Genomic DNA, 25,374 nt, shown 5'->3' on the forward strand with positions numbered 1-25,374 from the left:
ATGGTGATGCCGGGCGACAACGTGACCATGGACGTCACGCTGATCGTGCCGGTGGCCATGGAGGAGAAGCTGCGCTTCGCCATCCGCGAGGGCGGCCGAACCGTCGGCGCCGGCGTCGTCGCCGCCATCAACGCGTAGTCGCTCGAGCGATTCGGCACGGCCGGCGGTCTTCGCCGGCCGTGTCTCGTCGCGGAGGCCGCGGGATCGGCTCGCGACCCCGTTGTCACCGCCTGACATCGGCATTCCATCCCTCCCTGCCGACCCCGAGCTTGACAGGGAGCCGTCGGTTTATTTTCCTGCCATCCGCGACGAGCCGCGGAGCCCCAGGAATGAACACCGCCATCGGGTTTCCGTGGCCGACGCGCCGCCTGTGGCTCGCCGCCGCCGCGAGCGCGATCCTGATTTGCCCGGCCCGTGCCGACGCCCTGAGCGACGGACGCTTCCGCGACGAGGTGGCGGCCATCCTGCGGGCGATCCGGCCGGGCGCGGAGATCCGCCCCGACCGTGATCCGGGACAGATCCTGGTCGGCCGCAGCACGATCGCCCTCACCAACCTGTATCCGCGGGTCGCCCCGCTGGCCGGCGACGCGCGCCGGCGGATGATCGAAGCGTATCTCGTCACCGCGCTGAAGGGCATGGACGCGGCGCCGTTGCCCGGCGAGCCGAGCCTCGCGGCGATCCGGGCGCAGCTGCGCCCGCAGCTCCTGCCGCGCGCGATCCTCGCCCAGGTGCCGGACCTCGCCACGCGGACCTTCTCGGAGACCCTGGTCGTGGCCTACGTCATCGATGGGGCGGACCGGATGCGCTACCTGACCCGGCCGATGCTCGAAGGGTGGGGCGTCGATGCCGCGGCGATCCGAACCGCCATCGAGGTTCCGGCGCTGGCCAACCTCGCCGCGGCCTCGAAGGAGGCCGCGTTCGCCCTCGCGGTCGACGGCGGCACCCCCATCCTCGCCATGACCAATGCCGGCGATGACTACGACGCCGCGCGGTTGATGTTGCCCGGCTATCTGGACGAGATCCGCACGGCGCTGAAAGCCGATGGCATCACGGTCGCGATCCCGACCCGCGACCTGCTGATGGCATGGCCCGCCGACAGCAAGGCCCGCATCGGCCTCGCCGCGGAGGTGCGCGACCGGCTGCGGAAGGGCCCTTACGGCCGCAGCGACGAGCTCTTCCGCTTCGACCGAACGGGACTGCGCCCGCTGACGGTGACGGAGCGGGCCGATCACGGTCGGTGACGCATTTCCGGCGTTCCCGGCTCTTGCATCCCGGCGCCCGATCGGGCATTGGGCGTCGCGATAGGAGTGTAGCTCAACTGGTCAGAGCGCCGGTCTCCAAAACCGGAGGTTGCGGGTTCGAGTCCCTCCACTCCTGCCAGTCTGCATTTCCTGCCGTTCCAAGCCACGCTCCTGACGCTCGCGACGCGCCGCGGCTGTCGACAACCCCGACGACTTGCGCTAGAGCGGGCGCACTCCGAGATCGATGTCGGCTGTCGGTTCGGGCTCGTTCGGGCGAGCTTCCGAACCCGTCGTCATTCTCGAAACCCGGTTCCTGACGCCATGGCATCGAACGAAGCGACCAAGAAGGCCGATCCGGCGCGCAGCCCGGTCCGCGGCGCGGCTTCCCAGCCGCCGCAGCGCAACGCTCCGCCGGCCCGGCCCGCGCCGAAGCGCGTCGGCCCGCTGGAGTTCCTCGGGCAGGTGCGCGACGAGGGCCGCAAGGTCACGTGGCCGACCCGCAAGGAGACCACGGTCACCACGATCATGGTCTTCGTGATGGTGGTGGTCGCGAGCCTGTTCTTCACGGTGGTCGATCAGGGCCTTCGCTACCTCGTCGGCCTGATCCTGGGCCTGTAGGCAACACACACCGTCCGCGGGCCCCGGCCCGACGCGAACATGCAGGAGTCGATCAGAACCGTGTCGAAGCGCTGGTACATCGTCCACGCCTACTCGAACTTCGAGAACAAGGTCGCCCAGTCCATCAAGGATCAGGCGGCCCAGCGTGGGCTCATGGACCTCTTCGAGGAGGTGATGGTCCCGACCGAGAAGGTCGTCGAGGTCCGCCGCGGCCGCAAGGTCGACGCGGAGCGGAAGTTCTTCCCCGGCTACGTGCTGGTGAAGTGCGACCTCACCGACGAGGTCTACCACCTGATCAAGAACACCCCGAAGGTGACGGGCTTCCTCGGCGCCGACAAGTCGAAGCCGGTGCCGATCCCGGACGCCGAGGCCGAGCGGATCAAGGGCCAGGTCGCCGAGGGCGTCGACCGTCCGAAGCCGTCGATCTCCTTCGAGATCGGCGAGACCGTCCGCGTCGCCGACGGCCCCTTCGCCTCGTTCAACGGCACCGTCGAGGAAGTCGACGAGAGCCGCTCGCGCCTGAAGGTCGCCGTGTCGATCTTCGGCCGCGCCACCCCGGTGGAACTCGAATACGCCCAGGTCGAGAAGGCCTGACGTAGAGCGGATCGGGAGGAGCGAATAGCGGATCGAGGGCACCGCGCCCTTTCGGATCGGCCGATGCGATGCACCGGCCCGCCCATTCCGTCTTCGCTGCTTCCTGTTCGCGAAAGCCCGCGGAAGGCCCGCCCGGTTCGCCGCCGGGGCCAACGGTCCGCACCGCGACCTGCAACCGCCCGTCCGACCGAGCCTCAGGCAGCCCGGCGGCGCGCAATCATTTGGGAGCAGTCCCATGGCGAAGAAGATCACGGGCTACGTGAAGCTTCAAGTCCCGGCCGGCGCCGCCAACCCGTCGCCGCCGATCGGTCCCGCGCTCGGTCAGCGCGGCCTCAACATCATGGAATTCTGCAAGGCCTTCAACGCGAAGACCGCGCAGATCGAGAAGGGAACCCCGATCCCGGTCGTGATCACGGCCTACCAGGATCGCAGCTTCACCTTCGAGATGAAGCAGCCGCCGGTCACCTTCTTCCTGAAGAAGGCCGCGGGCCTGAAGATCGGCAAGAAGCCGGCCTCCGGCTCCAAGACCCCCGGCAAGGGCCCGACCGTCGGCACGGTCTCCGAGGCGCAGCTTCGCGAGATCGCCGAGAAGAAGATGCCCGACCTGAACTGCGATTCGGTGGATGCCGCCGTCGCGATGATCCGTGGCTCCGCGCGGGCCATGGGCCTCGAAGTCACCGCGTAAGGGGAGGGCACCATGGCACACGAAGGCAAGCGCATCCGCGCCGCCCGCGAGGGCATCGACCCGACCAAGCTCTACGGGATCGCCGAGGCGATCGCGATGGTGAAGGCCAAGGCCAACGCCAAGTTCGACGAGACCGTCGAGGTCTCGATGAACCTCGGCGTCGACCCGCGCCACGCCGACCAGATGGTCCGCGGCGTCTGCAACCTGCCCAACGGCTCCGGCCGGACGGTGCGGGTGGCGGTGTTCGCCCGCGGCGCCAAGGCGGACGACGCCCGGGCGGCCGGTGCCGACATCGTCGGCGCCGAGGACCTGCTCGAGATCGTCCAGGGCGGCAAGATCGAGTTCGATCGCTGCATCGCCACCCCGGACATGATGCCGCTCGTCGGCCGGCTCGGTAAGGTGCTCGGCCCCCGCGGCCTGATGCCGAACCCGAAGGTCGGCACCGTCACCATGGACGTGAAGTCCGCGGTCGCCGGCGCCAAGGGCGGCTCGGTCGAGTTCCGCGTCGAGAAGGCGGGCATCGTCCACGCCGGCATCGGCAAGGTCTCGTTCGACGAGGCCAAGCTCGTCGAGAACATCAAGGCGTTCGCCGACGCGGTGGCCAAGGCCAAGCCCGCCGGCTCCAAGGGCACCTACATCCAGCGCATCGCCGTCACCTCGACGATGGGCCCGGGCGTGAAGGTCGAGCCGGGCTCCGTCCTCGGCGCCTGACCGTCCCGCTACGACGACACGATCGAAGCGCCCGGCCCCTGCGGCCGGGCGTTTTTCGTTGCGCGTCGTGCCGGGTCCCGGACACCCGAAGCGTCGGCCGAGGGCGATCCGAGGCCCTGCGCAGACAGCCCCGCGGAGCGGCCCCCGCACCCGGCGATCACGATGCAGATTGCCGCGGCGAAGGGGGGCGCCAACGGTCGCAGCTGTGCTAAATAGGGCGCCATGCGATGCAACCTCTCCGTTCAGACTCAGCGACGCATCCTGTGCGTCTTCCCCGCCTACACGCCGTCCTTCGGGACCTTCTCCCACGCCTACCCGCTGATGGGCGGCGTGAAGGCGTTCATGCCGCCCCAGGGCCTTCTGCTGATCTCGGCCTACATGCCCGAGACCTGGGAGTGCCGGTTCGTCGATGAGAACATCAAGCGCGCCACCCCTGAGGAGTTCGCCTGGGCCGATGCGGTGTTCGTGTCGGGCATGCACATCCAGGAGCCGCAGATCCACGAGATCGCCAAGCGCGCGCACGCCGCGGGCAAGGTGACGGTGCTCGGCGGCCCCTCGGTCTCCGGCGCACCCGAGAAGTATCCCGACTTCGACTACCTCCACATGGGCGAGATCGGCGACGCCACGGACGCGCTCGTCGCGATCCTCGACCGCGACCTGGCGCGGCCCCCGTCCCAGGTCCGGCTCGAGACCAAGGAGCGGCTGCCGCTCTCGGACTTCCCGGCGCCGGCCTACGAGGCGGCCCCGCTGAAGCGCTACCTGATCGGCTCGCTGCAATTCTCCTCGGGCTGCCCCTACCGCTGCGAGTTCTGCGACATCCCGCAGCTCTACGGGCGCCAGCCGCGGCTGAAGAGCCCCGAGCAGATGTGCGCCGAGCTCGACGCGATCATCAGCCAGCCCGGCCACCCGGCGGTGGTCTACTTCGTCGACGACAACTTCATCGCCAACCGCAAGGCGACGCGGGACATGCTCCCGCACCTCGTCGCGTGGCAGAAGAAGAACGACTACCCGCTCCAGTTCGCCTGCGAGGCGACCCTCAACATGGCCAAGCAGCCCGAGATCCTCGAGCTGATGCGGCAGGCGAACTTCATGACCGTGTTCGTCGGCATCGAGACGCCGGAGGAGGACGCGCTCAAGGGCATCGACAAGACCCACAACGCCGCCGTGCCGATGTACGGCGCGATCGAGACGCTGAACTCCTACGGCCTCGAGGTGACGTCGGGCATCATCCTCGGTCTCGACTCCGACTCGGACGCCTCCGAGCAGTACCTGATCGACTTCATCGACAAGTCGGGCATCCCCGTCCTGACGATCAACATCCTCCAGGCCCTGCCGAAGACGCCGCTCTGGGACCGGCTGCAGCGGGAAGGGCGCCTCGTCCACGACGCGGCGCTCGAGTCGAACGTCCTGTTCAAGCGCCCGCACGACACCGTGGTGTCGAGCTGGCGCCGGGCGATCGCGCACGCCTACGCGCCGGAAAAGATCTTCGAGCGCTTCAAGCACCAGTGCGCGACGACCTACCCGAATCGCATCGTCACCCCGACGAAGGGCAAGCTGACCTTCACCAACCTGCGCCGCGGGCTGATCCTCGGGTTCAACATCATCACCCGGGTGGGCATCTTCTCGGATTACCGCAAGCCGTTCTGGTCGGCGGCCGTCTACGCCCTGAGGCGTGGGCAGATCGAGGCGGTGTTCAACATGGGCTTCGTCGCCCACCACCTGATCCGCTTCACCCGCGAGGCCCTGCGCGGCGAGCACAACGCCTCGTTCTACGCGGCCAAGGCCGCCGAGACCGAGGCGGCGCGGCAGCGCTCGTGGTGGGAGAACGCGCGCAAGCGCTTCGTGCCGGAGCGCGAGGCAGCCTAACCGAGCGGGCCGACCGTCGAGACGTTACCGGGCTGTGTCCGAGACGGCGATGCGGTGGCGCCACGGCGGCGCTTCGAGCCCCAACACCGACAGCGTGTTCCATCGGGCGAGGAGCCGATGTGCGAGCATCGGGCCCAGGATGCCGAAGGCCGTCCCCGAGATCAGGTAGACCATGGGGTCGGGCGGGACGTGCAGGCGCGTCATGGCCACGCGCAGGCCGGCCGCGGCCAGCGAGTGCATGACGAAGATCGAGAGCGAGAGCAGGCCGACCGTGGCGAGCGCGCCGCCACCGATACGCTTACTCACCCACACGACGCCGAGAATGCCGAGACAACAGGCAGGTAGCGCCGCTAGCGCCATCGGGCTGAAGCCGGAGACCGTCCAGGCACCCACGACCGCCACGGCGAAGCCCGTCCAGATGAGTGCGATCCCCGACCGGCTCACCGGCGTCCGCCAAGCCGCCACGGCGTGCCCGGCATAGGCACCTGCGAGATAGAACGGAAGGTTGTGCAGGGTCAGCGCGAGGCTTGGAACCTCCGGGAGTTGAAAGAAGATCACGAATCCCGCCGCCGCGATGGCAGCGAACAGTCTGCGATCGGGAATCATGGCGGCCAGCACGTGGCAGATCAGAAGGGCGTAGAGAAACCAAAGCGGTCCGAGGGGACGGTACGGGAAGGCGAGAAGGTCGGCGGAAGCGACCTGCGTGTTGATGTCCTGCGCCAGCAGGATCATCACGCTGCCCTGGATGAACGTCCAGATCACGTAGGGAAGGCCGATCGTCCAGAGCTTGGCTTGAAGAAACGGCACCCGTCCGCGTCGCAGGCTGCCGGGCAGGTTCAGTCCGGCCAGGAAGAAGAACAGCGGCATGTGGAAGGTGTACAGACCGAAATCCACCCACTGGGTCGCGGATGTGTCAGGCACGATCCCCGCCTTGACGGTTCCCCGGAGGACGTGGCCGAACACGACCAGAATGATCCCGATGCCGCGCGCGACGTCGATCCAGTCCTGCCGTTGTACGCGCTGCATGGGACTCGCCTCGAGGTCGGGATGCGACGGCACACGGCCATGACGACGCCCGAACCTTCAGCGCAATCGGTCGAAATCCGGCAGCCCGGTGGAGAGCTTATCAAGCGTCGGAGAAGGCCGACCATCCGCACCGAATCGCAGATCCAACGCAGAGTCCGTCCGAGAAGCCGCTCGGAGCCATCGACCGGCTCGGGTAGGAGCTCGGCCACCCGAGGACACCGCGCGTTTGCCTAAGTCGGAAAAGTCGCGTCTCGGCCCTTGGCAGGCGGCTTGCTTGCCTCTATACACCGCGCTCCACGCAATTTTCATGTTTGTTCAGGGAGCCCGTCCGCCCGGTCGGGTTCCGTATCGAGACGCCGCCTGGGTGACCGGGCGTCGATGGCCGGCAGGACCTGAGGGGTGAAAACCTCTGAGGGCCGCGTCCGGCCATGTCCTGTCCGAGACTGCAGGTGCCGGTTCGCCGGCTTAATCCCCCAGCCTGCACAGACGGGGAAGACCGCATTTTCGAAGCGCCCGACCGATTAGGGACGGCGTGAAGGCATCGGTTTGAACCATCTCAGCCCTTAGGCATCGCACCCCTCGCGGGGGCGGCACCGGGGGACAGGGCCGTGAAGCGTCGTCCAGGACGTTTTCGGCTTCCATGAGGCCGAAGATCCGTCCCGGGCGGCACGTGCAACCGGCGGACCCATTCTCGGGTTCCGCCCAACCGGAGAGAGCCCCAGTGGACAGGACAGCAAAAGCTGATCTCGTCTCGACGCTCAACGGCGTGTTCGCAAAGAGCGCCGTCGTCGTCGTGGCCCACTACAAAGGCCTCACGGTCGCCGAGATGCAGAAGCTGCGTTCGCAGATGAAGCTCGCCGGCGCCACCGTGCAGGTCGCGAAGAACAGCCTCGCCAGCATCGCTCTCGATGGCACGGACGTCGCCTCCATCAAGCCCCTCCTGAAGGGCCCGACCCTGCTCGCCTATTCGAGCGATCCGGTCGCGGCCGCCAAGGTGGCGGTGGATTTCGCCAAGGCCAACGACAAGCTCGTGATCCTCGGCGGCGCCATGGGCGCGACCGCTCTGAACCCGGACGGCGTGAAGGCCCTCGCCTCGCTCCCGTCCCTCGACGAACTGCGCGCCAAGATCGTGGGCCTCGTCCAGGCTCCCGCGACCAAGATCGCCCAGGTCGTCAATGCGCCGGCGGCCAAGCTCGCCCGCGTGTTCGGAGCCTATGCCACCAAGGACGAAGCGGCCTGACGGTCGTTTCCCCTTTCAAACCCATCCCTTCACACCGATATCGTTAGAGGATCATCACCATGGCTGATCTTGCCAAGCTCGTCGACGACCTGTCGTCGCTGACCGTTCTCGAGGCCGCCGACCTCGCCAAGATGCTCGAGGAGAAGTGGGGCGTCTCGGCCGCCGCCGCCGTCGCCGTGGCTGCCGGCCCGGCCGCCGGCCCGGCTGCCGCCGCCGAGGAGCAGACCGAGTTCACGGTTATGCTCACCGCCGCCGGCGACAAGAAGATCGAGGTCATCAAGGAGATCCGCGCGATCACCGGCCTCGGCCTCAAGGAAACCAAGGACCTCGTCGAGGGCGCCCCGAAGGCCGTCAAGGAGTCGGTCGCCAAGGACGAGGCCGAGAAGCTCAAGGCGCAGCTCGAGAAGGCCGGCGCCAAGGTCGAGCTCAAGTAAGCCGACGATGGGCCGATCCCCGGCCCGTCACCGCGCGGCCGGTTCCCTCGGGAGCCGGCCGTGACCGCAGCCCGCGGGTGTTCGCACCCGCGGGCTGAGGCCGCTTCGGCGGCCGGCGGACCCTAAGACGGGTCCCGGCTCGGAACGAGCCGATCGAGATCATGAATTCGGGTGGCGCGGTCCGGCGGGACGCGAGCCATGGCCCGGCGCGGGAGTCGGCGAGACTTCCCCGGGCGACCAGGACGCGAAGATGGTGGAGCGAGGTCACATGGCCAATACGCTGGTCGGTCGCAAGCGCATTCGGAAGTTCTTCGGCAAGATCAAGGAAGTCGCCGAGATGCCGAACCTCATCGAGGTTCAGAAGGCGTCCTACGACCAGTTCCTGATGATGGACGAGCCCGAGGGCGGCCGCGGCGACGAGGGCCTGCAGAGCGTGTTCCGGGGCGTGTTCCCGATCTCGGACTTCTCCTCGACGGCGCTCCTCGAATTCGTCCGCTACACGTTCGAGCAGCCGAAATACGACGTCGACGAGTGCCGCCAGCGCGGCATCACCTTCGCGGCCCCGCTGAAGGTGACCCTGCGGCTGATCGTGTTCGACGTCGATCCCGACACGGCGGCCAAGTCGGTCAAGGACATCAAGGAGCAGGACGTCTACATGGGCGACATGCCCCTGATGACGGAGAACGGCACCTTCATCGTCAACGGCACCGAGCGCGTCATCGTCTCGCAGATGCACCGCTCCCCGGGCGTGTTCTTCGACCACGACAAGGGCAAGACCCACTCCTCGGGCAAGCTGCTGTTCGCCGCCCGGATCATCCCGTATCGCGGCTCCTGGCTCGACGTCGAGTTCGACGCCAAGGACATCGTGCACGTCCGCATCGACCGGAAGCGCAAGCTGCCGGTGACGTCGCTGCTCTACGCGCTCGGGCTGTCCGGCGAGGAGATCCTGTCGACCTTCTACAACAAGGTCGTCTACGACCGGGACGGCGCCGACTGGCGCGTGCCGTTCGACGCCGAGCGGCTGAAGGGCTTCAAGGCCTCGGTCGACCTGATCGACGCCGATTCCGGCGAGGTCGTGCTCGAGACCGGCAAGAAGCTCAACGCCCGCAACGCCCGCCAGATCGCCGAGAAAGGGACCAAGTTCCTCAAGGCGACCGACGAGGACCTGGTCGGCCAGTACGTCGCCGAGGACCTCGTCGATGTGAACACCGGCGAGATCTGGGCTGAGGCCGGCGAGGAGATCTCCGAGAAGCTGCTCAAGAGCCTCGAGGAGGTCGGCGTCGCCGAGATCCCGGTGCTCGACATCGACCACGTCAACATCGGCCCCTACATCCGCAACACGCTCGCCGTGGACAAGAACTCCGCCCGCGAAGGCGCGCTGTTCGACATCTACCGCGTCATGCGCCCGGGCGAGCCGCCGACCCTGGAGACGGCCGAGGCCATGTTCCACTCGCTGTTCTTCGACAGCGAGCGCTACGACCTGTCCGCCGTCGGCCGCGTGAAGATGAACATGCGCCTCGACCTCGACGCCGAGGACACCGTCCGCACGCTCCGCAAGGAGGACATGCTGGCGGTCGTCATGGCGCTCGTCGAGCTGCGCGACGGCAAGGGCGAGATCGATGACATCGACCACCTCGGCAACCGCCGGGTGCGCTCGGTCGGCGAGCTGATGGAGAACCAGTACCGCCTCGGCCTGCTCCGCATGGAGCGCGCCATCCGCGAGCGCATGTCCCAGGTCGACATCGACACGGTGATGCCGCAGGACCTGATCAACGCCAAGCCTGCGGCCGCGGCCGTGCGCGAGTTCTTCGGCTCGTCGCAGCTGTCGCAGTTCATGGACCAGACCAACCCGCTCTCCGAGGTGACGCACAAGCGCCGCCTTTCGGCGCTCGGCCCGGGCGGCCTGACCCGCGAGCGCGCCGGCTTCGAGGTGCGCGACGTGCACCCGACCCATTACGGCCGCATCTGCCCGATCGAGACGCCGGAAGGCCCGAACATCGGCCTGATCAACTCGCTCGCGACCTTCGCGCGGGTAAACAAGTACGGCTTCATCGAGACCCCGTTCCGCCGGGTCAAGGACGGCGTCGTCACCAACGAGGTCTCGTACCTCTCCGCGATGGAGGAGGCGAAGTACTACGTCGCCCAGGCCAACGCGCAGATGGACGAGAACAAGAAGCTCACCGAGGAGCTGGTGGTCTGCCGCCGCGCCGGCGACGTGATCGTCGTCGGGCCGGAGCGCGTCGACCTGATGGACGTGTCGCCGAAGCAGCTCGTGTCGGTCGCCGCGGCGCTGATCCCGTTCCTCGAGAACGACGACGCCAACCGCGCGCTGATGGGCTCGAACATGCAGCGGCAGGCGGTGCCGCTGGTGCGCGCCGACGCGCCGTTCGTCGGCACCGGCATGGAGGCCGTGGTCGCCCGCGACTCCGGCGCCGCCATCGCCGCCCGCCGCTCCGGCATCGTCGACCAGGTGGACGCCACCCGCATCGTCATCCGCGCGACGGAGGAGGCCGACGCCACCAAGCCCGGCGTCGACATCTACCGCCTGCAGAAGTTCCAGCGCTCCAACCAGTCGACCTGCATCACGCAGAAGCCGCTGGTTCGCGTCGGAGAGCCGGTGAAGAAGGGCGAGATAATCGCCGACGGCCCGTCCACCGAGTTCGGCGAGCTCGCGCTCGGCCGCAACGTCCTCGTCGCGTTCATGCCGTGGAACGGCTACAATTTCGAGGACTCGATCCTGCTCTCCGAGCGGATCGTGAAGGATGACGTGTTCACCTCGATCCACATCGAGGAGTTCGAGGTGATGGCCCGCGACACCAAGCTGGGCCCGGAGGAGATCACCCGCGACATCCCGAACGTCTCGGAGGAGGCTCTGAAGAACCTCGACGAGGCCGGCATCGTCTACATCGGCGCCGAGGTCCATGCCGGCGACATCCTCGTCGGCAAGATCACGCCGAAAGGCGAGAGCCCGATGACGCCGGAGGAGAAGCTCCTCCGCGCGATCTTCGGCGAGAAGGCGTCCGACGTGCGCGACACCTCGCTCCGGGTCCCCCCGGGCGTGACCGGCACGATCGTCGAGGTCCGGGTGTTCAACCGCCACGGCGTCGACAAGGACGAGCGCGCCCAGGCGATCGAGCGCGAGGAGATCGAGCGCCTCGCCAAGGACCGCGACGACGAGCAGGCGATCCTGGACCGCAACACCTACGCCCGCCTCTCGGGCGTGCTGATCGGCCAGGCGCCGATCGCCGGCCCGAAGGGCTTCAGGAAGGAGACCACGCTGACGCGTGAGCTCATCAACGAGTACCCGCGCTCGCAATGGTGGCAGTTCGCCGTCGTCGAGGACCGTCTCATGACCGAGATGGAGGCGATGCAGAAGCAGTACGACGAGTCGAAGAAGCGCCTCGAGCAGCGCTTCCTCGACAAGGTCGAGAAGCTGCAGCGCGGCGACGAGCTGCCCCCCGGCGTGATGAAGATGGTCAAGGTCTTCGTCGCGGTGAAGCGCAAGATCCAGCCGGGCGACAAGATGGCCGGCCGCCACGGCAACAAGGGCGTGGTCTCGCGGATCGTGCCGATCGAGGACATGCCGTTCCTGGAGGACGGGACGCATGCCGACATCGTGCTCAACCCGCTCGGCGTGCCCTCGCGCATGAACGTCGGCCAGATCCTCGAGACGCACCTCGGCTGGGCCGCGGCCGGCCTCGGCCGCAAGGTCGGCAAGGCGGTCGACGCCTACCTGAAGAGCCAGGACATCGGCCCGCTGAAGGAGGAGATGCAGGCGATCTACTCCCCGTCGGAGCTGGAAGGCCTGTCGGACGAGGACATGGCCGAGGCCGCCAACAACGTGCGCCGCGGCGTGCCGATGGCGACCCCGGTGTTCAACGGCGCCAAGGAAGCCGACATCGAGACCATGCTGGAGATGGCCGGGCTCGACCGGTCGGCCCAGTCGACGCTCTACGACGGGCGCACCGGCGAGGCCTTCGACCGCAAGGTGACGATGGGCTACATCTACATGCTGAAGCTCCACCACCTCGTGGACGACAAGATCCACGCCCGCTCGATCGGCCCGTACTCGCTGGTCACCCAGCAGCCGCTCGGCGGTAAGGCGCAGTTCGGCGGGCAGCGCTTCGGCGAGATGGAGGTCTGGGCGCTGGAGGCCTACGGTGCGGCCTACACGCTGCAGGAGATGCTCACGGTGAAGTCGGACGACGTGGCCGGCCGCACCAAGGTCTACGAGGCGATCGTCCGCGGCGACGACACCTTCGAGGCCGGCATCCCCGAGAGCTTCAACGTGCTGGTGAAGGAGATGCGGTCGCTCGGCCTCAACGTCGAGCTGACCTCGTCCAAGAAGGCCGCCAACGACGCCCTGGAGCCGCCGGCCGACGCGGCCGAGTAGCCGAAACAAGACACCTCCCGTGCCGGCGCCAACGCCGGCACGGTTCGAGCGGGGAGGGGCGGAGCCTCCGGACGGGCCGACGGCCAGCGGCGCCTTTGAAGGGCGCGGCGCCGAGTTGATTTCAGGACGTGGACGGCGCCGGCGCAGGGCGCGCGTTCCCGTCAAGCAAGGAGCGGATCATGAACCAAGAGGTCATGAACCTTTTCAACCAGCAGGCTCAGCCCCAGAGCTTCGACCAGATCAAGATCTCGATCTCCAGCCCCGAAAAGATTCTCTCGTGGTCCTACGGCGAGATCAAGAAGCCCGAGACGATCAACTACCGGACCTTCAAGCCGGAGCGTGACGGCCTGTTCTGCGCCCGCATCTTCGGGCCGATCAAGGACTACGAGTGCTTGTGCGGCAAGTACAAGCGCATGAAGTACAAGGGCGTCATCTGCGAGAAGTGCGGCGTCGAGGTCACCCTCGCGCGCGTGCGGCGCGACCGCATGGGCCACATCGAGCTCGCCGCCCCGGTCGCCCACATCTGGTTCCTGAAGTCGCTGCCGAGCCGCATCGGCCTGCTGCTCGACATGCCGCTGAAGGACCTCGAGCGGATCCTCTACTTCGAGTCCTACTGCGTCATCGAGCCGGGCCTCACCCCCCTCAAGGAGCGCCAGCTCCTGTCGGAGGAGGAGTACCTGCGCGCCCAGGAGGAGTACGGCGAGGATTCGTTCACCGCGATGATCGGCGCCGAGGCGATCCGGCGCATCCTGCAGGAGCTCGACCTCGACGGCATCGCCGACTCGCTGCGCGAGGAGATCGCCACCACGACCTCCGAGCTGAAGCCGAAGAAGCTCCTGAAGCGCCTCAAGATCATCGAGGCGTTCCAGATGTCGGGCAACAAGCCCGAGTGGATGATCCTGACCGTCGTCCCCGTGATCCCGCCGGACCTGCGCCCGCTGGTTCCGCTCGACGGCGGCCGCTTCGCCACGTCGGACTTGAACGACCTCTACCGTCGCGTGATCAACCGCAACAACCGCCTCAAGCGTCTGATCGAGCTGCGCGCGCCCGACATCATCATCCGCAACGAGAAGCGGATGCTGCAGGAGGCGGTCGACGCGCTGTTCGACAACGGCCGCCGCGGCCGCGTCATCACCGGCGCCAACAAGCGCCCGCTGAAGTCGCTCGCCGACATGCTCAAAGGCAAGCAGGGCCGTTTCCGCCAGAACCTGCTCGGCAAGCGCGTCGACTATTCGGGCCGCTCGGTCATCGTGGTCGGCCCCGAGCTGAAGCTGCACCAGTGCGGCCTGCCGAAGAAGATGGCGCTCGAGCTGTTCAAGCCGTTCATCTACGCGCGCCTCGACGCCAAGGGCTTCTCGGCCACCGTCAAGCAGGCCAAGAAGCTCGTCGAGAAGGAAAAGCCCGAGGTCTGGGACATCCTCGACGAGGTGATCCGCGAGCACCCGGTGATGCTCAACCGCGCGCCGACGCTCCACCGCCTCGGCATCCAGGCGTTCGAGCCGAAGCTGATCGAGGGCAAGGCGATCCAGCTGCACCCGCTGGTCTGCGCCGCGTTCAACGCCGACTTCGACGGCGACCAGATGGCCGTGCACGTCCCCCTGAGCCTCGAGGCTCAGCTGGAGGCGCGCGTCCTGATGATGTCGACCAACAACATCCTGCACCCGGCCAACGGCCAGCCGATCATCGTGCCCTCGCAGGACATCGTGCTCGGCCTGTACTACCTCTCCATCGTCGGCGAGGGCCTGGTCGGCGCGTTCCAGCCCGACCACAAGACCAACCCGATGCAGGGCGTCTACGGCGACATGGGCGAGCTCGAGCACGCCCTGGCCGCCAAGTCGGTGAAGCTGCACTCGAAGATCAAGTGGCGCTGGAAGGGCATCGGCCCCGACGGCGAGCCGCTGACCAAGACCTACGACACCACGCCCGGCCGGGTGATCCTGTCCGGCGCGCTGCCGCTGCACGCCAAGGTGCCCTTCGACGTCGTCAACAAGCTGATGACCAAGAAGGAGATCTCGTCGATGATCGACACCGTCTACCGCCACTGCGGTCAGAAGGAGTCGGTGATCTTCTGCGACCGCATCATGGCGCTCGGCTTCAACCACGCGTTCAAGGCCGGCATCTCGTTCGGCAAGGACGACATGGTCGTGCCGGAGAACAAGTGGACCATCGTCGACACCACGCGCACGCTGGTGAAGGACTATGAGCAGCAGTACAACGACGGCCTGATCACCCAGGGCGAGAAGTACAACAAGGTCGTCGACGCCTGGGCCAAGTGCTCGGACAAGCTCGCCGCCGAGATGATGCTCCGGATCTCGACCGTCCAGAAGGACGACCAGGGCGCCGACAAGCAGATCAACTCGATCTACATGATGAGCCATTCCGGTGCGCGCGGCTCGCCGGCGCAGATGAAGCAGCTCGCGGCGATGCGCGGCCTGATGGCCAAGCCCTCGGGCGAGATCATCGAGACGCCGATCATCTCGAACTTCAAGGAAGGCCTCGACGTGCTCGAGTACTTCAACTCCACCCACGGCGCCCGCAAGGGCCTCGCGGACACGGCGTTGAAGACCGCCAACTCCGGCTACCTGACCCGCCGCCTCGTCGACGTGGCGCAGGACGCGGTCATCCGCGAGGTCGATTGCGGCACCACCAACGGCATCAAGATGCGCGCCATCATCGATGCCGGCCAGGTCGTCGCGACGCTGGCGATCCGCATCCTCGGCCGCGCCACGGCGGAGGATCTCGTCGCCCAGGACGGCACGGTCATCGTCAAGACCGGCGAGACCATCGAGGAGCGCCACCTGCCCGCCATCCAGGCGGCCGGGATCCAGGAGGTGAAGATCCGCTCGGTGCTGGTCTGCCAGACCCGCCAGGGCGTCTGCGCCACCTGCTACGGGCGCGACCTCGCCCGCGGCACGCCCGTCAACATGGGCGAGGCCGTCGGTGTCATCGCGGCGCAGTCGATCGGCGAGCCGGGCACCCAGCTCACCATGCGCACCTTCCACATCGGCGGCGCGGCGCAGATCGCGGATTCGTCCTTCATCGAGTCGAGCTTCGAGGGCACGATCAAGATCCGCAACCGCGCGATCGCCAAGAACTCGGACGGCGACCTGATCGCCACCGGCCGCAACGTGGCGGTGGTGATCGTCGGCGCCGACGGCACGGAGCGGGCGGTGCACCGCCTCCAGTACGGCGCGCGCCTGCGGGTCGACGACGGCGACAAGGTCAAGCGCGGCCAGCGCATCGCCGAGTGGGACCCCTACACCCGCCCGATCATCACCGAGACGGACGGCGTGGTGATGTACGAGGACATGGTCGACGGCCAGTCGATCACCGAGACCACCGACGAGTCGACCGGCATCGCCAAGCGCGTCGTCATCGACTGGCGCGGCTCGGCGCGCACCTCGGACCTCAAGCCGGCGATGGTGGTCGTCGATGCTGAGGGCAAGCCGGTCAAGCTGCCGCGCGGCTCGGACGCCCGCTACTTCCTGCCAGTCGACGCCATCATCGGCTACGACCCGGGCGGCTCGGTGAAGGCCGGCGACATCCTCGCCCGCGTCTCCACCGATTCGGCCAAGACCCGCGACATCACCGGCGGTCTGCCGCGGGTGGCGGAGCTGTTCGAGGCGCGGCGCCCGAAGGACGCGGCGATCATCGCCGAGAAGTCGGGCACCATCGCCTTCGGGCGCGACTACAAGAACAAGCGCCGCCTGTCGCTGACGCCGCACGACGGCTCGGAGACGGTCGAGTACCTGATCCCGAAGGGCAAGCACATCCACCTTCAGGACGGGGACGTGGTCGAGCTCGGCGACTACATCGTCGACGGCAACCCGGCGCCGCACGACATCCTGGCGATCAAGGGCGTGGAGGAGCTGGCCGCCTACCTCGTCAACGAGATCCAGGAGGTCTACCGGCTCCAGGGCGTGTCGATCAACGACAAGCACATCGAGGTCATCGTCCGGCAGATGCTGCAGAAGGTCGAGATCACCGACGGCGGCGACTCGGACATCCTGGCGGGCGACCAGATCGACCGCACGGAGCTGACCGAGGTCAACGAGAAGCTCCTCGCCGAGGGCAAGAAGCCGGTCCAGGGCGTCCCCGTCCTGCTCGGCATCACCAAGGCGTCGCTGCAGACGAAGTCGTTCATCTCGGCGGCCTCGTTCCAGGAGACCACCCGGGTCCTCACGGAAGCCGCGGTCAACGGCAAGATCGACCACCTGGAAGGCCTCAAGGAGAACGTCATCGTCGGCTCGCTCATCCCCGCGGGCACCGGCTCGATGGTGGCCGACATCCGCGCGGTGGCACGCCGCCGCGACAGCATGATCCTCCAGCAGAAGGCGTCCGACAGCGGCGCCCGGCCGCTGGGCGAGCTGCCCTCGGCCGCGGCCGAGTAGGCCGCGAAGCGATTTACGACCTGCGAAAGGGCGGCCCAGCGGGCCGCCCTTTTCGTTTCGGGGGCTGGGCGATGCCGGCCGAAGGTCGGGGCCGCGGCAAGCGGAACCATGACCTTGGCCGTTCGTTCTGAGATCATGGAACACGTCAAGTCCACAATCCTCACGACCGCCGTGCTCGTTACGGGATTGATCACCGCCGCGCATGTTCTGCATCCGCGCGATCCGGCCTTCGAAACGCGCCGCGGACACTCCGTCGTCGCGTCCGCCGAAGCCGCGACGGCCTGGAGCGATCCGCCGGCGCGCGCGTCGCAGGCCGAGACGGCGGAAGCGACGCTGGCGCGTCCCGCCTCCTTCACCCTCCTGCCCGTCGCGATGACGGCGAGCCTGTCGGGGCTCGAGGATCAGCCGCAGGCGCGTCCGGTGCGGAAGGCCGATCACGTCCATGCTCGCAGGGTGGCGCAGCCCAATGCGAGCGGCCGGCCGGCCACGGCCCGGATCGAGCAGCAGGCTCCGAGCCCGGTCGCCTCGGCGACGCAGCCGGGCAAGCCGGTGGAGGGCGATCCGATCGGCGACCTGATGAAGGCCCTCGGCCTCAATCGCGACAGCGAGGGCTGATGCACATCCTCACGGCCGGCCCTCGGGCGGCCATGAGGATTGCAGGCGGCTTCGGTCGATCCCGCCCCCCGGTGGATCCATTCGCACCGACGTGGGCCGGTTCCTCGCGCGGCCACAAGCAGCGCGGACCTGCGATGGGGTCGTCCGATCCGGCCCGCTCAGCGCTTCTTGCCGAGCTCGGCGGCGATGTCCTTGATCATGCGCCCGGCCTTGCGGTGCGCCGTGGTCAGCTGGTCCTGCGTCACGCCCCAGCGCTTCATCCAGTACTCGACCGCCTTCCGCTCGGAGAGATCGAGCCGATCCTTGTCGATGAATCCGCGCTTGTCCTTGAGGCCTGCCATGGTCGCTTTCGAGAACAGGGTCGCCGCCGGGATCGTATCCGCCCGGCATGAGCGAGGCAGGTCGGCACGGCGCCGGCGCACGAGCCGTGGTGGATGGATCGGGACGACCGGTCGGTCGATGGCGATGTTTCGGCGGTGCGGCGGGACCGGTCAAGGGTTTCACCCTCGACGGGGCATCTCGGACTTCGCCGAAGCCCCGCCCGGGTGCCGGAGCCCGAGGCCTGGGCCTCGCGGCGTGCCGAGCGGTGCAAGCGGGCTGCCCGCGCCCCTCGGGCAGCCCTGGCGCCTCTTCGGCTACCAGCCGCCGTAGCCGTGCGGCCGGTCGCAGTGCCAGCGGTCGCCGTACCCGGCGGCGCGATAGCCGTAACCTTCCGGATCCGTCGCGTCGGAGCGCACGATCCGCGTGGTCCGGTAGACCACCTCGTCGTCGTATGAGCGGACGACGCGAGCGGGCCGATAGCGCACCACGGGGGGCGCATCTGCGTAGCCGTAGGCGGGCGCAGGGTCGCCATAGCCGTAGGCGGGCGCCGCGTGCGCCTCCGCGGCAGCGGCACCGAGGAGTGCGCCCGCGGCGAGCCCGCCGATCAGGCCGGCCGCGAGGGCACCGCCGCCCCGAGCCTCGGCTGCGGTGGTTCCGAACCCGCTCGCCGCGAAGAGCACGGCGGCTGTGACGGCAGCAATCTTCTTCATCGCCCATCTCCTGACACGTCGCGGGGCCGGCATCGTGCCGAAGCCCCGGCCTCGGCTGTCGAGGAGAAGATTGGCAGGGTATCGCTGGACCGACGCTGAAGCCCGTCGGCAGCAAGCGTTCAGCTTCCTCGACCGCGGTGGGCGAACGCCGCCCGGCGGCGCCGAAATGCCGGCGGAGAAGATTGCAGGACAGACGACGTCAGCAGGACGCGGCGACGCACCGAACGCGCACGAGATCTATCGATCATCGGCCTTTCAGGAGCGCTTATCAGTCAGCCGTGATGTCCGTGCGAAGAATCAGGGCCCGGCGTTCGGGCGCCTTCGAATGCGGGTTCTCGTGTGAGCCGCGAAGGGCGCCGTCGTCGAAGAGCGCGGCCGCCCACAACCCGTTTTTCATGCACCGACGCTTCGACGTACGACATCGAAACGTTGGTGCGGCCAAGAGGACTCGAACCTCCACCCCTTGCAGGACTAGCACCTCAAGCTAGCGCGTCTACCAATTCCGCCATGGCCGCATCGGCACCCGTCGGGTCCCGTTTGCTTCTCCGAGATCGGGGCCGCTGCGGCGGCCGGCGTCTCGGGTGAGCGGCGCAGCGGATACCAGATCGATCCCGATCCGACAAGCGCCGCAGCGCGGCAATTCGGTGCCGCGGCCGAAGTTATGATGCCGGCTCCAGGCGGCTTTCCAGGAACGGCACGGCGCCGTCGCCGATGGTGACGCCCGGCGTGCGCACCGAATCCGCCTTGCGGATCAGCTCCGTCACCTCGATCGAGATGCGGTTGCCGGTCACCACGATCTGGCCGCGGGCCACGGGATGGTCGTTGGCGAGGATCTCGACCAGGTCGGTCTCGGTCGCCTCCAGCTCGATCACCGCGCCGCGTCCCATGCGCAGCAGCATGTGCAGCGGCATGCGGGAGCGCCCGAGCACCACCGTGAGATCGACCTTGAGGTCTTCCAGAACCGCCACGCGTCCACCGCCCCCATGCGCCTTGCCACCGGCACGGACCGGTGGAAGGAGAGCATTCCCGACGAAGGGTGAAGCCTTGGTAAACGCCGCGCACCGTCTCGCGATCGCGCCCGACACCTTCCTGCCGCGGGCGGGCTCTCCGCCGGTGGGCTGGCGGATCAGCGATGCGCCGGTCGCGTACGAGGAAGCCGTCGCGTGGATGGAGGCCCGCGCCGAGGCGATCGCGCGCGGGCTGGCGCCGGAATGCGTCTGGCTGCTGGAGCACCCGGCGCTCTACACCGCCGGCACCTCGGCCCGCGAGGCCGACCTCGTCGCGCCGGCGCGGCTGCCGGTGTACCGGACCGGGCGGGGCGGGCAGTACACCTATCACGGCCCCGGCCAGCGGGTCGCCTACGTGATGCTCGACCTCAACCGCCGCCGCACGGACCTGCGCGCCTACGTCGCCTGCCTGGAAGCCTGGATCATCGCGACGCTCGAGGCCTTCAACGTCCGGGCCGAACGCCGCGAGGACCGCGTCGGCGTGTGGGTGCGGCGGCCGGAGAAGGGCCAGGAGAACAGAGACGCCGTCGAGGACAAGATCGCGGCGATCGGCATCCGCGTGCGGCGCTGGGTCAGCTTCCACGGGATCAGCCTCAACGTCGAGCCCGACCTCGCGGACTTTTCCGGCATCGTCCCCTGCGGCATCCGCGGCCACGGCGTGACCAGCCTGGCCGACCTCGGCCGCATCGTCGCGATGCCGGAGGTCGACATGCAGCTGCGGGCCGGGTTCGAGGCGGTGTTCGGGGCGACCGTGGACGAGGCGGAATAGCGATCAGAAATCCGCGTGCAGCCGGGTGGCGAAGAAGTCCGCCGGGCCCCGGTCGCGGTTGTAGGCGGGGTTGATCACCCGCTGATAGTCGAAGGTCAGGGTCACGGTCTTGGTCAGGCCGATGGCGTAGTAGGCCTCGAGCGCCCGCTCGGGGGCGTAGTTCAGGCGCCCGTCGCCGATCAGCAAGCCGAGGCCGCCGGTGGCGAAGTAGGCCTGGTGCGCCTCGGTGAGGCCGTTCACCGTGGCGCCGAGGCCGACCGTGTCGCCTGCCCGGCCCCAGGCGGTCCCCCTGAGCGAGACGCCGCCCGACGCGCTCCGGTCGACGTCGGTGAAGGACAGGCTCTCGTTGCGCCCGTCCGACAGGCTGACGCGGGCGAAGACGCCGAGATCGGCCGTGACCGCCTGCTCGAGGTTGACGTAGCCGCCGGTCTTGCGACGCGGGCGGCGGGTGGCGGCAACCGCGTCGTTGACGTCGTCGAAGACGCCCGACTGCGTCAGCGCGACGACCTGCCGATAGCGCGCGGTGTTGCCCTGGTTCGAGAAGAAGCCGATCCGCACCCGGCCCGGCTGCTCCAGCGCGGGCAGGACGTAGCGCCCCTCGAACTCGATGTTGGCGCCCTGGCGGTCGAACACCCGCGGGTCGAGCACGTCGCTCGACGGTTCCTTGGGCACCTGCGTGTAGGCGGCGCGCACCGCGAACTCGGCGCGGTTGTACTCGACGTAGACGCCTTGCGTGAAGCCGGGGAGGTTGGCCGGGAAATCCCAGGCCGAGGCCGCCCAGAGCGACCAGTTCATGAAGTCGACGCGCGGATCGTGGGCGTAGACGTTGCCGTCGAAGAAGTCGCCGAGCGCGAACTTGCCGGCGACCACCGTGATCCGCTCGACGTCGCGGCGCGTGGCGACCTGGTTCGGGCCGTCGGGCACATCCTCGGTCTCGCCGCCGAGGCCGAAGGTCTGGCGCACGAAGTAGCGGTTCGAGCGCAGCTTCGGGAACGGGGCGCCGGCCTTCTGCGCCTCGCCGTTGACGAAGCCGGCGACGCCCAGGGTCCGCGACAGGCCGAAGCCCTGGCTGAATTCCGGGTTGTAGTAGAGCTCGGTGCCCTCCCACAGCTTGAAGCCGACGAAGGCGGTCGCCGTCGTGGTCGCCTGGGCCTGGTGCGGCACCAGGCTGTTCGGGCCGAGATAGGGCGAGCGGAACCCGGTCACGCCCTGGTTGATGAAGGTGGTCTGGCCGTGGAGCGAGAACCGGCCGGTGTCGCCGTTGTCGGGGTCGTGCGGGGCCGCCTCGTCGGGCTCGGGCGGCAGCCGCAGCCCCGCCGGATACCAGGACAGCCGCGCCAGCATCTGGTTGGAGGTGACGTGCGCCTGCGTCGACACCGGGCCGAGGCCGGGCACCGCGCCGAGGTCGAACCGCCCGGTGCTGCCGAGATCGATGTAGCGGTAGTCGAGGCCGAGGGCGAGGTGCTCGGTGATCGCGTACTGGACGCCGGCCCCGAGGGTGAACCCGAGGGTTCCCCGGTCGGTCCTGGCCGTCGCGGCGGGACCGCCGGCACGGTCCGGATAGGTGGCGAGGAACCGCGTCTCGGCGCCGGCGAGGCCGAAGGTCGCGTAGATCAGCGCGCGCTCGAAGGCGAAGCCGAGGCGGGCGCGCAGGGCGCCGTAGAGGTCGGTCTTGGCGCGGATGACGTCGAAGACCGGGTCGAACCCCTCGTAGCCGAAGCCGGCGGCGGTCGAGGCGACCGGGCGCTTGAGGTTGGCGCCGGCGATGTCCGCCTCCAGGCCGTAGAGCCACGGGCCGGCCTGCCAGTTCCAGCCGCCGAACACGCCGCCGACGGCGGTGGTCGCCTCGCGGCTGCGGTCGGCGCGGCCGGTGGCATCCCCGGTCTTGAACGGCGGCACGGGGCGTCCGCCGATCGTGGTCGGTTCGAAGCCGAGGGCGCCGAAGGAGCCGCCGGCACTGCCCTCGATCCCGAGATAGCCCCCCGACCAGTCGACGAAGGCGGGCGCCGGCGCGCGCGCGACCGCGAGATCGGCGCCGAAGGCCTGCGCCGGGAGGAGGCAGGCACCGATCAGCCAGGCCGCGCGGCGACCGGCGACGCCCATCGATCCGGCGCTGTCCGCCTCGCCCCGATGCCGCATCGACCTGATCCCCCGCACGTTCCGATGCGAGGTATAGCATTGGCTATAACTGCGGCAATCCCGGCCCTGCCGGCCTGCGCATTCCCGATCGCGACGTTGCAAAAATGCCCCGCGCTCGATGACGCGCGGATGACGCCGGTGTCGGTCAGGCCGGGCCCGTCGCGATGGGACGGCTCGGATCGCCCCCCCACTCGGACCACGACCCGTCGTAGAGCGCGCGGGCCGGGCGGCCGAGGCGGTCCAGCGCCAAGGCGACGATCGCCGCGGTGACGCCTGAGCCGCAGGTGGTGACGATCGGCCGGTCGGGGTCGACACCGTTCTCGGCGAAGACTGCGCGGAGCGCGTCCGGCGCCTTGAGATGCCCGTCGGTCAGCAGCGCGGCGTAGTGCAGGTTCCGGGCGCCGGGCATGTGGCCGGGGCGGACGCCGGGGCGGGGCTCCGGCTCCTCGCCGCGGAAGCGGGGCGCGGAGCGGGCATCGACCACCTGGGCGGTGCCGCCGGCCAGCGCGCGGGCGACGTCGGCCGCGTCGGCGACGGCGCCGTGGTCGAGCCGGGCGGTGAAATGGCGCCGGTCGCGGACCCGCGGCTCGCCGTCCTCGGTCGGGTAGCCGGCCGCGACCCAGGCCGGCAGGCCGCCGTCGAGCACGCAGACGTCGCGGACGCCGAAGGTGCGCAGCATCCACCACACGCGCGGCGCCGAGAACAGGCCGTGCCCGTCGTAGACGACGATGTGCAGCCCGTCGCCAATGCCGAGCGCCCGCATCCGCGAGGCGAACACCTCCGGGCGCGGCATCATGTGCGGCAAGCCGGATTCGGTGTCGCTCATCGCGTCGATGTCGAAGCGGACCGCGCCCGGGATGTGGGCGGCGCGATACTCCGCCTCCGGGTCGCGCCCGGCGGCGGGCAGGTACCAGGAGGCGTCGAGCACCACGATGTCGGGCGCATCCAGGCGCTGGTGCAGCCATTCGGTCGAGACGAGCGCGGTGTCGGCCATGATGCGTCCGGGAAGTCGTTGCGGGCGATGTCGGCGCCACTCAATCACAGGGTGGAGACGGATGCACGCCCCGCCGAACGGTGCGCGGTCGCGAGGGCGGGCTTCGTCGGGAAGCCCGCCCGGGCGTCGCCGATCCGCCGCAACCGTCGCGGATCCCGTGCCGATGCTCCATGCTGCAGGGCAAGACATCGTGTCGCGCCGGTGCCGCCGGCTTACGTCCGCGTCAGACCCTGAAGGCTGTGCGCGGTTGCAAGATGCGCGGGGCGGTCTTGTTTCCGCGGAGAACAAGACCAGTTATAACAACACCATGACACTGTCGCGCCGGCATTTTCGCCGGACCCGTATGGACCGAACGTCTCGACGGCACGGAGCATCGTGCGTTGCGGGATCGCTCGATACGGTGCGGCGTTCTCTCACCATCCCCCTGCCGGGCGGCCGTCGGCGCCAGCATGAGATTCCGCGAGCTTTAGTGCGATGAACCAACTCGTCCGCATGTCCCAGATCGGCGAAGCAGAGACCATCACCGAGCCGTCCGCCGAGTTGCGCGTGCCGTTCGCGCAGTCGGGCGCCTTCGTGTGCAAGTTCATCATCGGCGAGCCGAACGATCGCGCGATGTGCTGCGGCGCTCCGGTCGCCGAGGGGAAGAGCTGGTGCGCCTTCCACCGCCGCATCGTGTTCGAGCCGACCCGCCCCGGCCGCATCCGCTGAGCGCAGCGGCCGGCTTCGAGGACTGCGCGAGCACGGCGCGGTCGTACGCGGATCGTCAGCGCCCTCGTGATCGAACGAGGGCGCTCGCACGCTAGTCCAGCCCGTCATCGTCGTCGTAGGGCCGGTAGCTGCGCACCATCCGCCCATCCGGATACTGCACCGAGCGGGAACGCACGACGAGGTAGCCGGCGGCCTGCGCCGCCGCGATGCGGCGCATCCGGTCGTCGCCCTCGGCGAAGATCGGGTTGCGCTCGCCATCGCTCGGGCCCACCACCCGCCCGACCGGCAGCGGAGCGTACGGGTAGGGCGGCGCTGAAAACGTCCGGGGGGTGTAGGCCCGCGCGGCGACCCGGCGCATCACCGGCCGCGTCGCCTCGCGACGCTCGACGACGCGCGGGGTCGCGATCCGGGCACGCGGTGTCGCGGCGATCACCTGCGGATGCGTGCGCCGGACCTCGCGCACCCGCTTGCGCACCGGCACTGCCGCCTGGCGGGCCGGCGAGGACGCCGGTGCCGTGGCCCTGCCCGCCGTCTCCGACCGGCTCGACGCGGCTCGTTCGTCCGCCGATCGGCCCGCGCTCGCTGTCGGCTCCGTCACCGGAGCGGCGGGGATTGCCGCGGCCGGCGGCGCGGCGGTCGTGGTGCTGCGCGTCGGCGGATCGGTCCAGGCGCCGTTGGGGGCGGTCTGCGCGGAGGCGGCCGTCGTGCCGAGCGCCAGGCTCAGCATCAGGGTCGCCCTGAGGATTCCACCGGCTCCGATCGACATCGCGCACTCCCCGGCGGATGGCGGCGGCAGCGCGGACGACGCTGCCTGCCTCGGCACAATTCTTACCGAGATCTTACGACAGCGTCCACGAGGATTGTCCTCGCCCGGTGCCGCGCGGCACGCGATCAACAACGTACCCGCGGCGA

At 69.0% G+C, this 25,374-nt stretch carries 20 protein-coding genes, 2 tRNA genes and 1 pseudogene; 15 read left to right on the forward strand and 8 right to left on the reverse strand.

Annotated elements, in window-relative coordinates:
• The 8 genes and pseudogenes from tuf to MKK68_RS28595 all read left to right on the forward strand — a co-directional run.
• Positions 1 to 138 (forward strand): annotated as a pseudogene (tuf, locus tag MKK68_RS28560) (elongation factor Tu); the annotation flags it as partial.
• A gap of 191 nt (positions 139 to 329) precedes the next feature.
• Entirely contained in the window at positions 330 to 1,241 is a 912-nt protein-coding gene (locus tag MKK68_RS28565) for a hypothetical protein (protein ID WP_244033640.1), read from the forward strand.
• A 62-nt stretch (positions 1,242 to 1,303) separates the two neighbouring features.
• Positions 1,304 to 1,380, forward strand: a tRNA-Trp gene (locus MKK68_RS28570).
• A gap of 182 nt (positions 1,381 to 1,562) precedes the next feature.
• Positions 1,563 to 1,859 carry a preprotein translocase subunit SecE gene (gene secE, locus MKK68_RS28575; RefSeq protein WP_147727674.1) on the forward strand — a complete coding sequence of 99 codons (297 nt, stop codon included), beginning with the start codon at positions 1,563 to 1,565 and terminating at the stop codon, positions 1,857 to 1,859.
• A 60-nt stretch (positions 1,860 to 1,919) separates the two neighbouring features.
• Positions 1,920 to 2,453 (forward strand): transcription termination/antitermination protein NusG, encoded by a 534-nt coding sequence (nusG, locus tag MKK68_RS28580; RefSeq protein ID WP_147727676.1) that lies wholly within the window; start codon positions 1,920 to 1,922, stop codon positions 2,451 to 2,453.
• 235 nt (positions 2,454 to 2,688) lie between these two features.
• A complete protein-coding gene (gene rplK / locus MKK68_RS28585) occupies positions 2,689 to 3,138 on the forward strand; it encodes a 50S ribosomal protein L11 (protein WP_243935002.1) in 450 nt (149 codons plus the stop codon).
• A 12-nt stretch (positions 3,139 to 3,150) separates the two neighbouring features.
• Positions 3,151 to 3,849, forward strand: a complete 699-nt coding sequence (gene rplA / locus MKK68_RS28590; RefSeq protein ID WP_147727672.1) for a 50S ribosomal protein L1 — start codon at positions 3,151 to 3,153, stop codon at positions 3,847 to 3,849.
• Between the two features lie 222 nt (positions 3,850 to 4,071).
• Entirely contained in the window at positions 4,072 to 5,715 is a 1,644-nt protein-coding gene (locus tag MKK68_RS28595) for a B12-binding domain-containing radical SAM protein (RefSeq protein ID WP_147842160.1), read from the forward strand.
• 24 nt (positions 5,716 to 5,739) lie between these two features.
• Here MKK68_RS28595 and MKK68_RS28600 read toward each other — a convergent pair whose 3' ends face one another.
• Positions 5,740 to 6,741, reverse strand: a complete 1,002-nt coding sequence (locus MKK68_RS28600) for an acyltransferase family protein (RefSeq protein WP_244033641.1) — start codon at positions 6,739 to 6,741, stop codon at positions 5,740 to 5,742.
• A gap of 721 nt (positions 6,742 to 7,462) precedes the next feature.
• Here MKK68_RS28600 and rplJ point away from each other — a divergent pair.
• The 5 genes from rplJ to MKK68_RS28625 all read left to right on the forward strand — a co-directional run bounded on the left by rplJ (position 7,463) and on the right by MKK68_RS28625 (position 17,814).
• A complete protein-coding gene (rplJ, locus tag MKK68_RS28605; RefSeq protein ID WP_147727669.1) occupies positions 7,463 to 7,981 on the forward strand; it encodes a 50S ribosomal protein L10 in 519 nt (172 codons plus the stop codon).
• 59 nt (positions 7,982 to 8,040) lie between these two features.
• Entirely contained in the window at positions 8,041 to 8,415 is a 375-nt protein-coding gene (gene rplL, locus MKK68_RS28610) for a 50S ribosomal protein L7/L12 (RefSeq protein ID WP_244033642.1), read from the forward strand.
• Between the two features lie 268 nt (positions 8,416 to 8,683).
• Positions 8,684 to 12,808 (forward strand): DNA-directed RNA polymerase subunit beta, encoded by a 4,125-nt coding sequence (gene rpoB / locus MKK68_RS28615; protein WP_243948747.1) that lies wholly within the window; start codon positions 8,684 to 8,686, stop codon positions 12,806 to 12,808.
• Between the two features lie 179 nt (positions 12,809 to 12,987).
• Complete coding sequence (rpoC, locus tag MKK68_RS28620) at positions 12,988 to 17,199, forward strand: DNA-directed RNA polymerase subunit beta' (protein ID WP_147727147.1); 4,212 nt, start codon at positions 12,988 to 12,990, stop codon at positions 17,197 to 17,199.
• Positions 17,200 to 17,334: 135 nt separating this feature from the next.
• Positions 17,335 to 17,814 carry a hypothetical protein gene (locus tag MKK68_RS28625; protein ID WP_244033643.1) on the forward strand — a complete coding sequence of 160 codons (480 nt, stop codon included), beginning with the start codon at positions 17,335 to 17,337 and terminating at the stop codon, positions 17,812 to 17,814.
• 158 nt (positions 17,815 to 17,972) lie between these two features.
• On the opposite strand, the gene MKK68_RS28630 is transcribed toward MKK68_RS28625, so the two are convergent.
• The 4 genes from MKK68_RS28630 to MKK68_RS28645 all read right to left on the reverse strand — a co-directional run bounded on the left by MKK68_RS28630 (position 17,973) and on the right by MKK68_RS28645 (position 19,813).
• Positions 17,973 to 18,155 (reverse strand): DUF3606 domain-containing protein, encoded by a 183-nt coding sequence (locus MKK68_RS28630; RefSeq protein ID WP_147842154.1) that lies wholly within the window; start codon positions 18,153 to 18,155, stop codon positions 17,973 to 17,975.
• Between the two features lie 294 nt (positions 18,156 to 18,449).
• Complete coding sequence (locus tag MKK68_RS28635) at positions 18,450 to 18,845, reverse strand: hypothetical protein (protein WP_244033644.1); 396 nt, start codon at positions 18,843 to 18,845, stop codon at positions 18,450 to 18,452.
• Positions 18,846 to 19,275: 430 nt separating this feature from the next.
• Positions 19,276 to 19,360: transfer RNA gene (locus MKK68_RS28640), tRNA-Leu, on the reverse strand.
• Between the two features lie 144 nt (positions 19,361 to 19,504).
• Positions 19,505 to 19,813 carry a FliM/FliN family flagellar motor switch protein gene (locus tag MKK68_RS28645; protein ID WP_147728794.1) on the reverse strand — a complete coding sequence of 103 codons (309 nt, stop codon included), beginning with the start codon at positions 19,811 to 19,813 and terminating at the stop codon, positions 19,505 to 19,507.
• A 76-nt stretch (positions 19,814 to 19,889) separates the two neighbouring features.
• Between MKK68_RS28645 and lipB the strand changes: the two genes are divergently transcribed.
• Positions 19,890 to 20,621, forward strand: a complete 732-nt coding sequence (lipB, locus tag MKK68_RS28650) for a lipoyl(octanoyl) transferase LipB (RefSeq protein WP_244033645.1) — start codon at positions 19,890 to 19,892, stop codon at positions 20,619 to 20,621.
• A 3-nt stretch (positions 20,622 to 20,624) separates the two neighbouring features.
• Here the strand turns inward: lipB and MKK68_RS28655 are convergent, their stop codons facing one another.
• On the reverse strand, positions 20,625 to 22,724 hold the full coding sequence (locus tag MKK68_RS28655; RefSeq protein WP_244033668.1) for a carbohydrate porin: 2,100 nt from the start codon (positions 22,722 to 22,724) through the stop codon (positions 20,625 to 20,627).
• A 181-nt stretch (positions 22,725 to 22,905) separates the two neighbouring features.
• Positions 22,906 to 23,754, reverse strand: coding sequence for a 3-mercaptopyruvate sulfurtransferase (gene sseA, locus MKK68_RS28660; protein ID WP_244033646.1), 849 nt, complete (start codon positions 23,752 to 23,754; stop codon positions 22,906 to 22,908).
• A 474-nt stretch (positions 23,755 to 24,228) separates the two neighbouring features.
• On the opposite strand from sseA, the gene MKK68_RS28665 reads away from it, so the two are divergent.
• Positions 24,229 to 24,462: a hypothetical protein gene (locus tag MKK68_RS28665; RefSeq protein ID WP_147729797.1), complete on the forward strand. Its 234-nt coding sequence runs from the start codon at positions 24,229 to 24,231 to the stop codon at positions 24,460 to 24,462.
• Positions 24,463 to 24,553: 91 nt separating this feature from the next.
• Here the strand turns inward: MKK68_RS28665 and MKK68_RS28670 are convergent, their stop codons facing one another.
• Complete coding sequence (locus MKK68_RS28670; protein ID WP_244033647.1) at positions 24,554 to 25,228, reverse strand: hypothetical protein; 675 nt, start codon at positions 25,226 to 25,228, stop codon at positions 24,554 to 24,556.
• Between the last annotated feature and the right edge of the window lie 146 nt (positions 25,229 to 25,374).

The sequence above is a fragment of the Methylobacterium sp. E-016 genome, assembly GCF_022829745.1.
Lineage (GTDB): Bacteria > Pseudomonadota > Alphaproteobacteria > Rhizobiales > Beijerinckiaceae > Methylobacterium.

What these genes read in the sequence shown, in the direction of transcription:
- MKK68_RS28565 (WP_244033640.1), top strand. Translation starts at nt 330, where the DNA reads ATGAACACCGCCATCGGGTTTCCGTGGCCGACGCGCCGCCTGTGGCTC.
- secE (WP_147727674.1), top strand. Translation starts at nt 1,563, where the DNA reads ATGGCATCGAACGAAGCGACCAAGAAGGCCGATCCGGCGCGCAGCCCG.
- rplK (WP_243935002.1), top strand. Translation starts at nt 2,689, where the DNA reads ATGGCGAAGAAGATCACGGGCTACGTGAAGCTTCAAGTCCCGGCCGGC.
- rplA (WP_147727672.1), top strand. Translation starts at nt 3,151, where the DNA reads ATGGCACACGAAGGCAAGCGCATCCGCGCCGCCCGCGAGGGCATCGAC.
- MKK68_RS28595 (WP_147842160.1), top strand. Translation starts at nt 4,072, where the DNA reads ATGCGATGCAACCTCTCCGTTCAGACTCAGCGACGCATCCTGTGCGTC.
- MKK68_RS28600 (WP_244033641.1), bottom strand. Translation starts at nt 6,741, where the DNA reads ATGCAGCGCGTACAACGGCAGGACTGGATCGACGTCGCGCGCGGCATC.
- rplL (WP_244033642.1), top strand. Translation starts at nt 8,041, where the DNA reads ATGGCTGATCTTGCCAAGCTCGTCGACGACCTGTCGTCGCTGACCGTT.
- rpoB (WP_243948747.1), top strand. Translation starts at nt 8,684, where the DNA reads ATGGCCAATACGCTGGTCGGTCGCAAGCGCATTCGGAAGTTCTTCGGC.
- rpoC (WP_147727147.1), top strand. Translation starts at nt 12,988, where the DNA reads ATGAACCAAGAGGTCATGAACCTTTTCAACCAGCAGGCTCAGCCCCAG.
- MKK68_RS28625 (WP_244033643.1), top strand. Translation starts at nt 17,335, where the DNA reads ATGGAACACGTCAAGTCCACAATCCTCACGACCGCCGTGCTCGTTACG.
- MKK68_RS28630 (WP_147842154.1), bottom strand. Translation starts at nt 18,155, where the DNA reads ATGGCAGGCCTCAAGGACAAGCGCGGATTCATCGACAAGGATCGGCTC.
- MKK68_RS28635 (WP_244033644.1), bottom strand. Translation starts at nt 18,845, where the DNA reads ATGAAGAAGATTGCTGCCGTCACAGCCGCCGTGCTCTTCGCGGCGAGC.
- MKK68_RS28655 (WP_244033668.1), bottom strand. Translation starts at nt 22,724, where the DNA reads ATGGGCGTCGCCGGTCGCCGCGCGGCCTGGCTGATCGGTGCCTGCCTC.
- sseA (WP_244033646.1), bottom strand. Translation starts at nt 23,754, where the DNA reads ATGGCCGACACCGCGCTCGTCTCGACCGAATGGCTGCACCAGCGCCTG.
- MKK68_RS28665 (WP_147729797.1), top strand. Translation starts at nt 24,229, where the DNA reads ATGAACCAACTCGTCCGCATGTCCCAGATCGGCGAAGCAGAGACCATC.
- MKK68_RS28670 (WP_244033647.1), bottom strand. Translation starts at nt 25,228, where the DNA reads ATGTCGATCGGAGCCGGTGGAATCCTCAGGGCGACCCTGATGCTGAGC.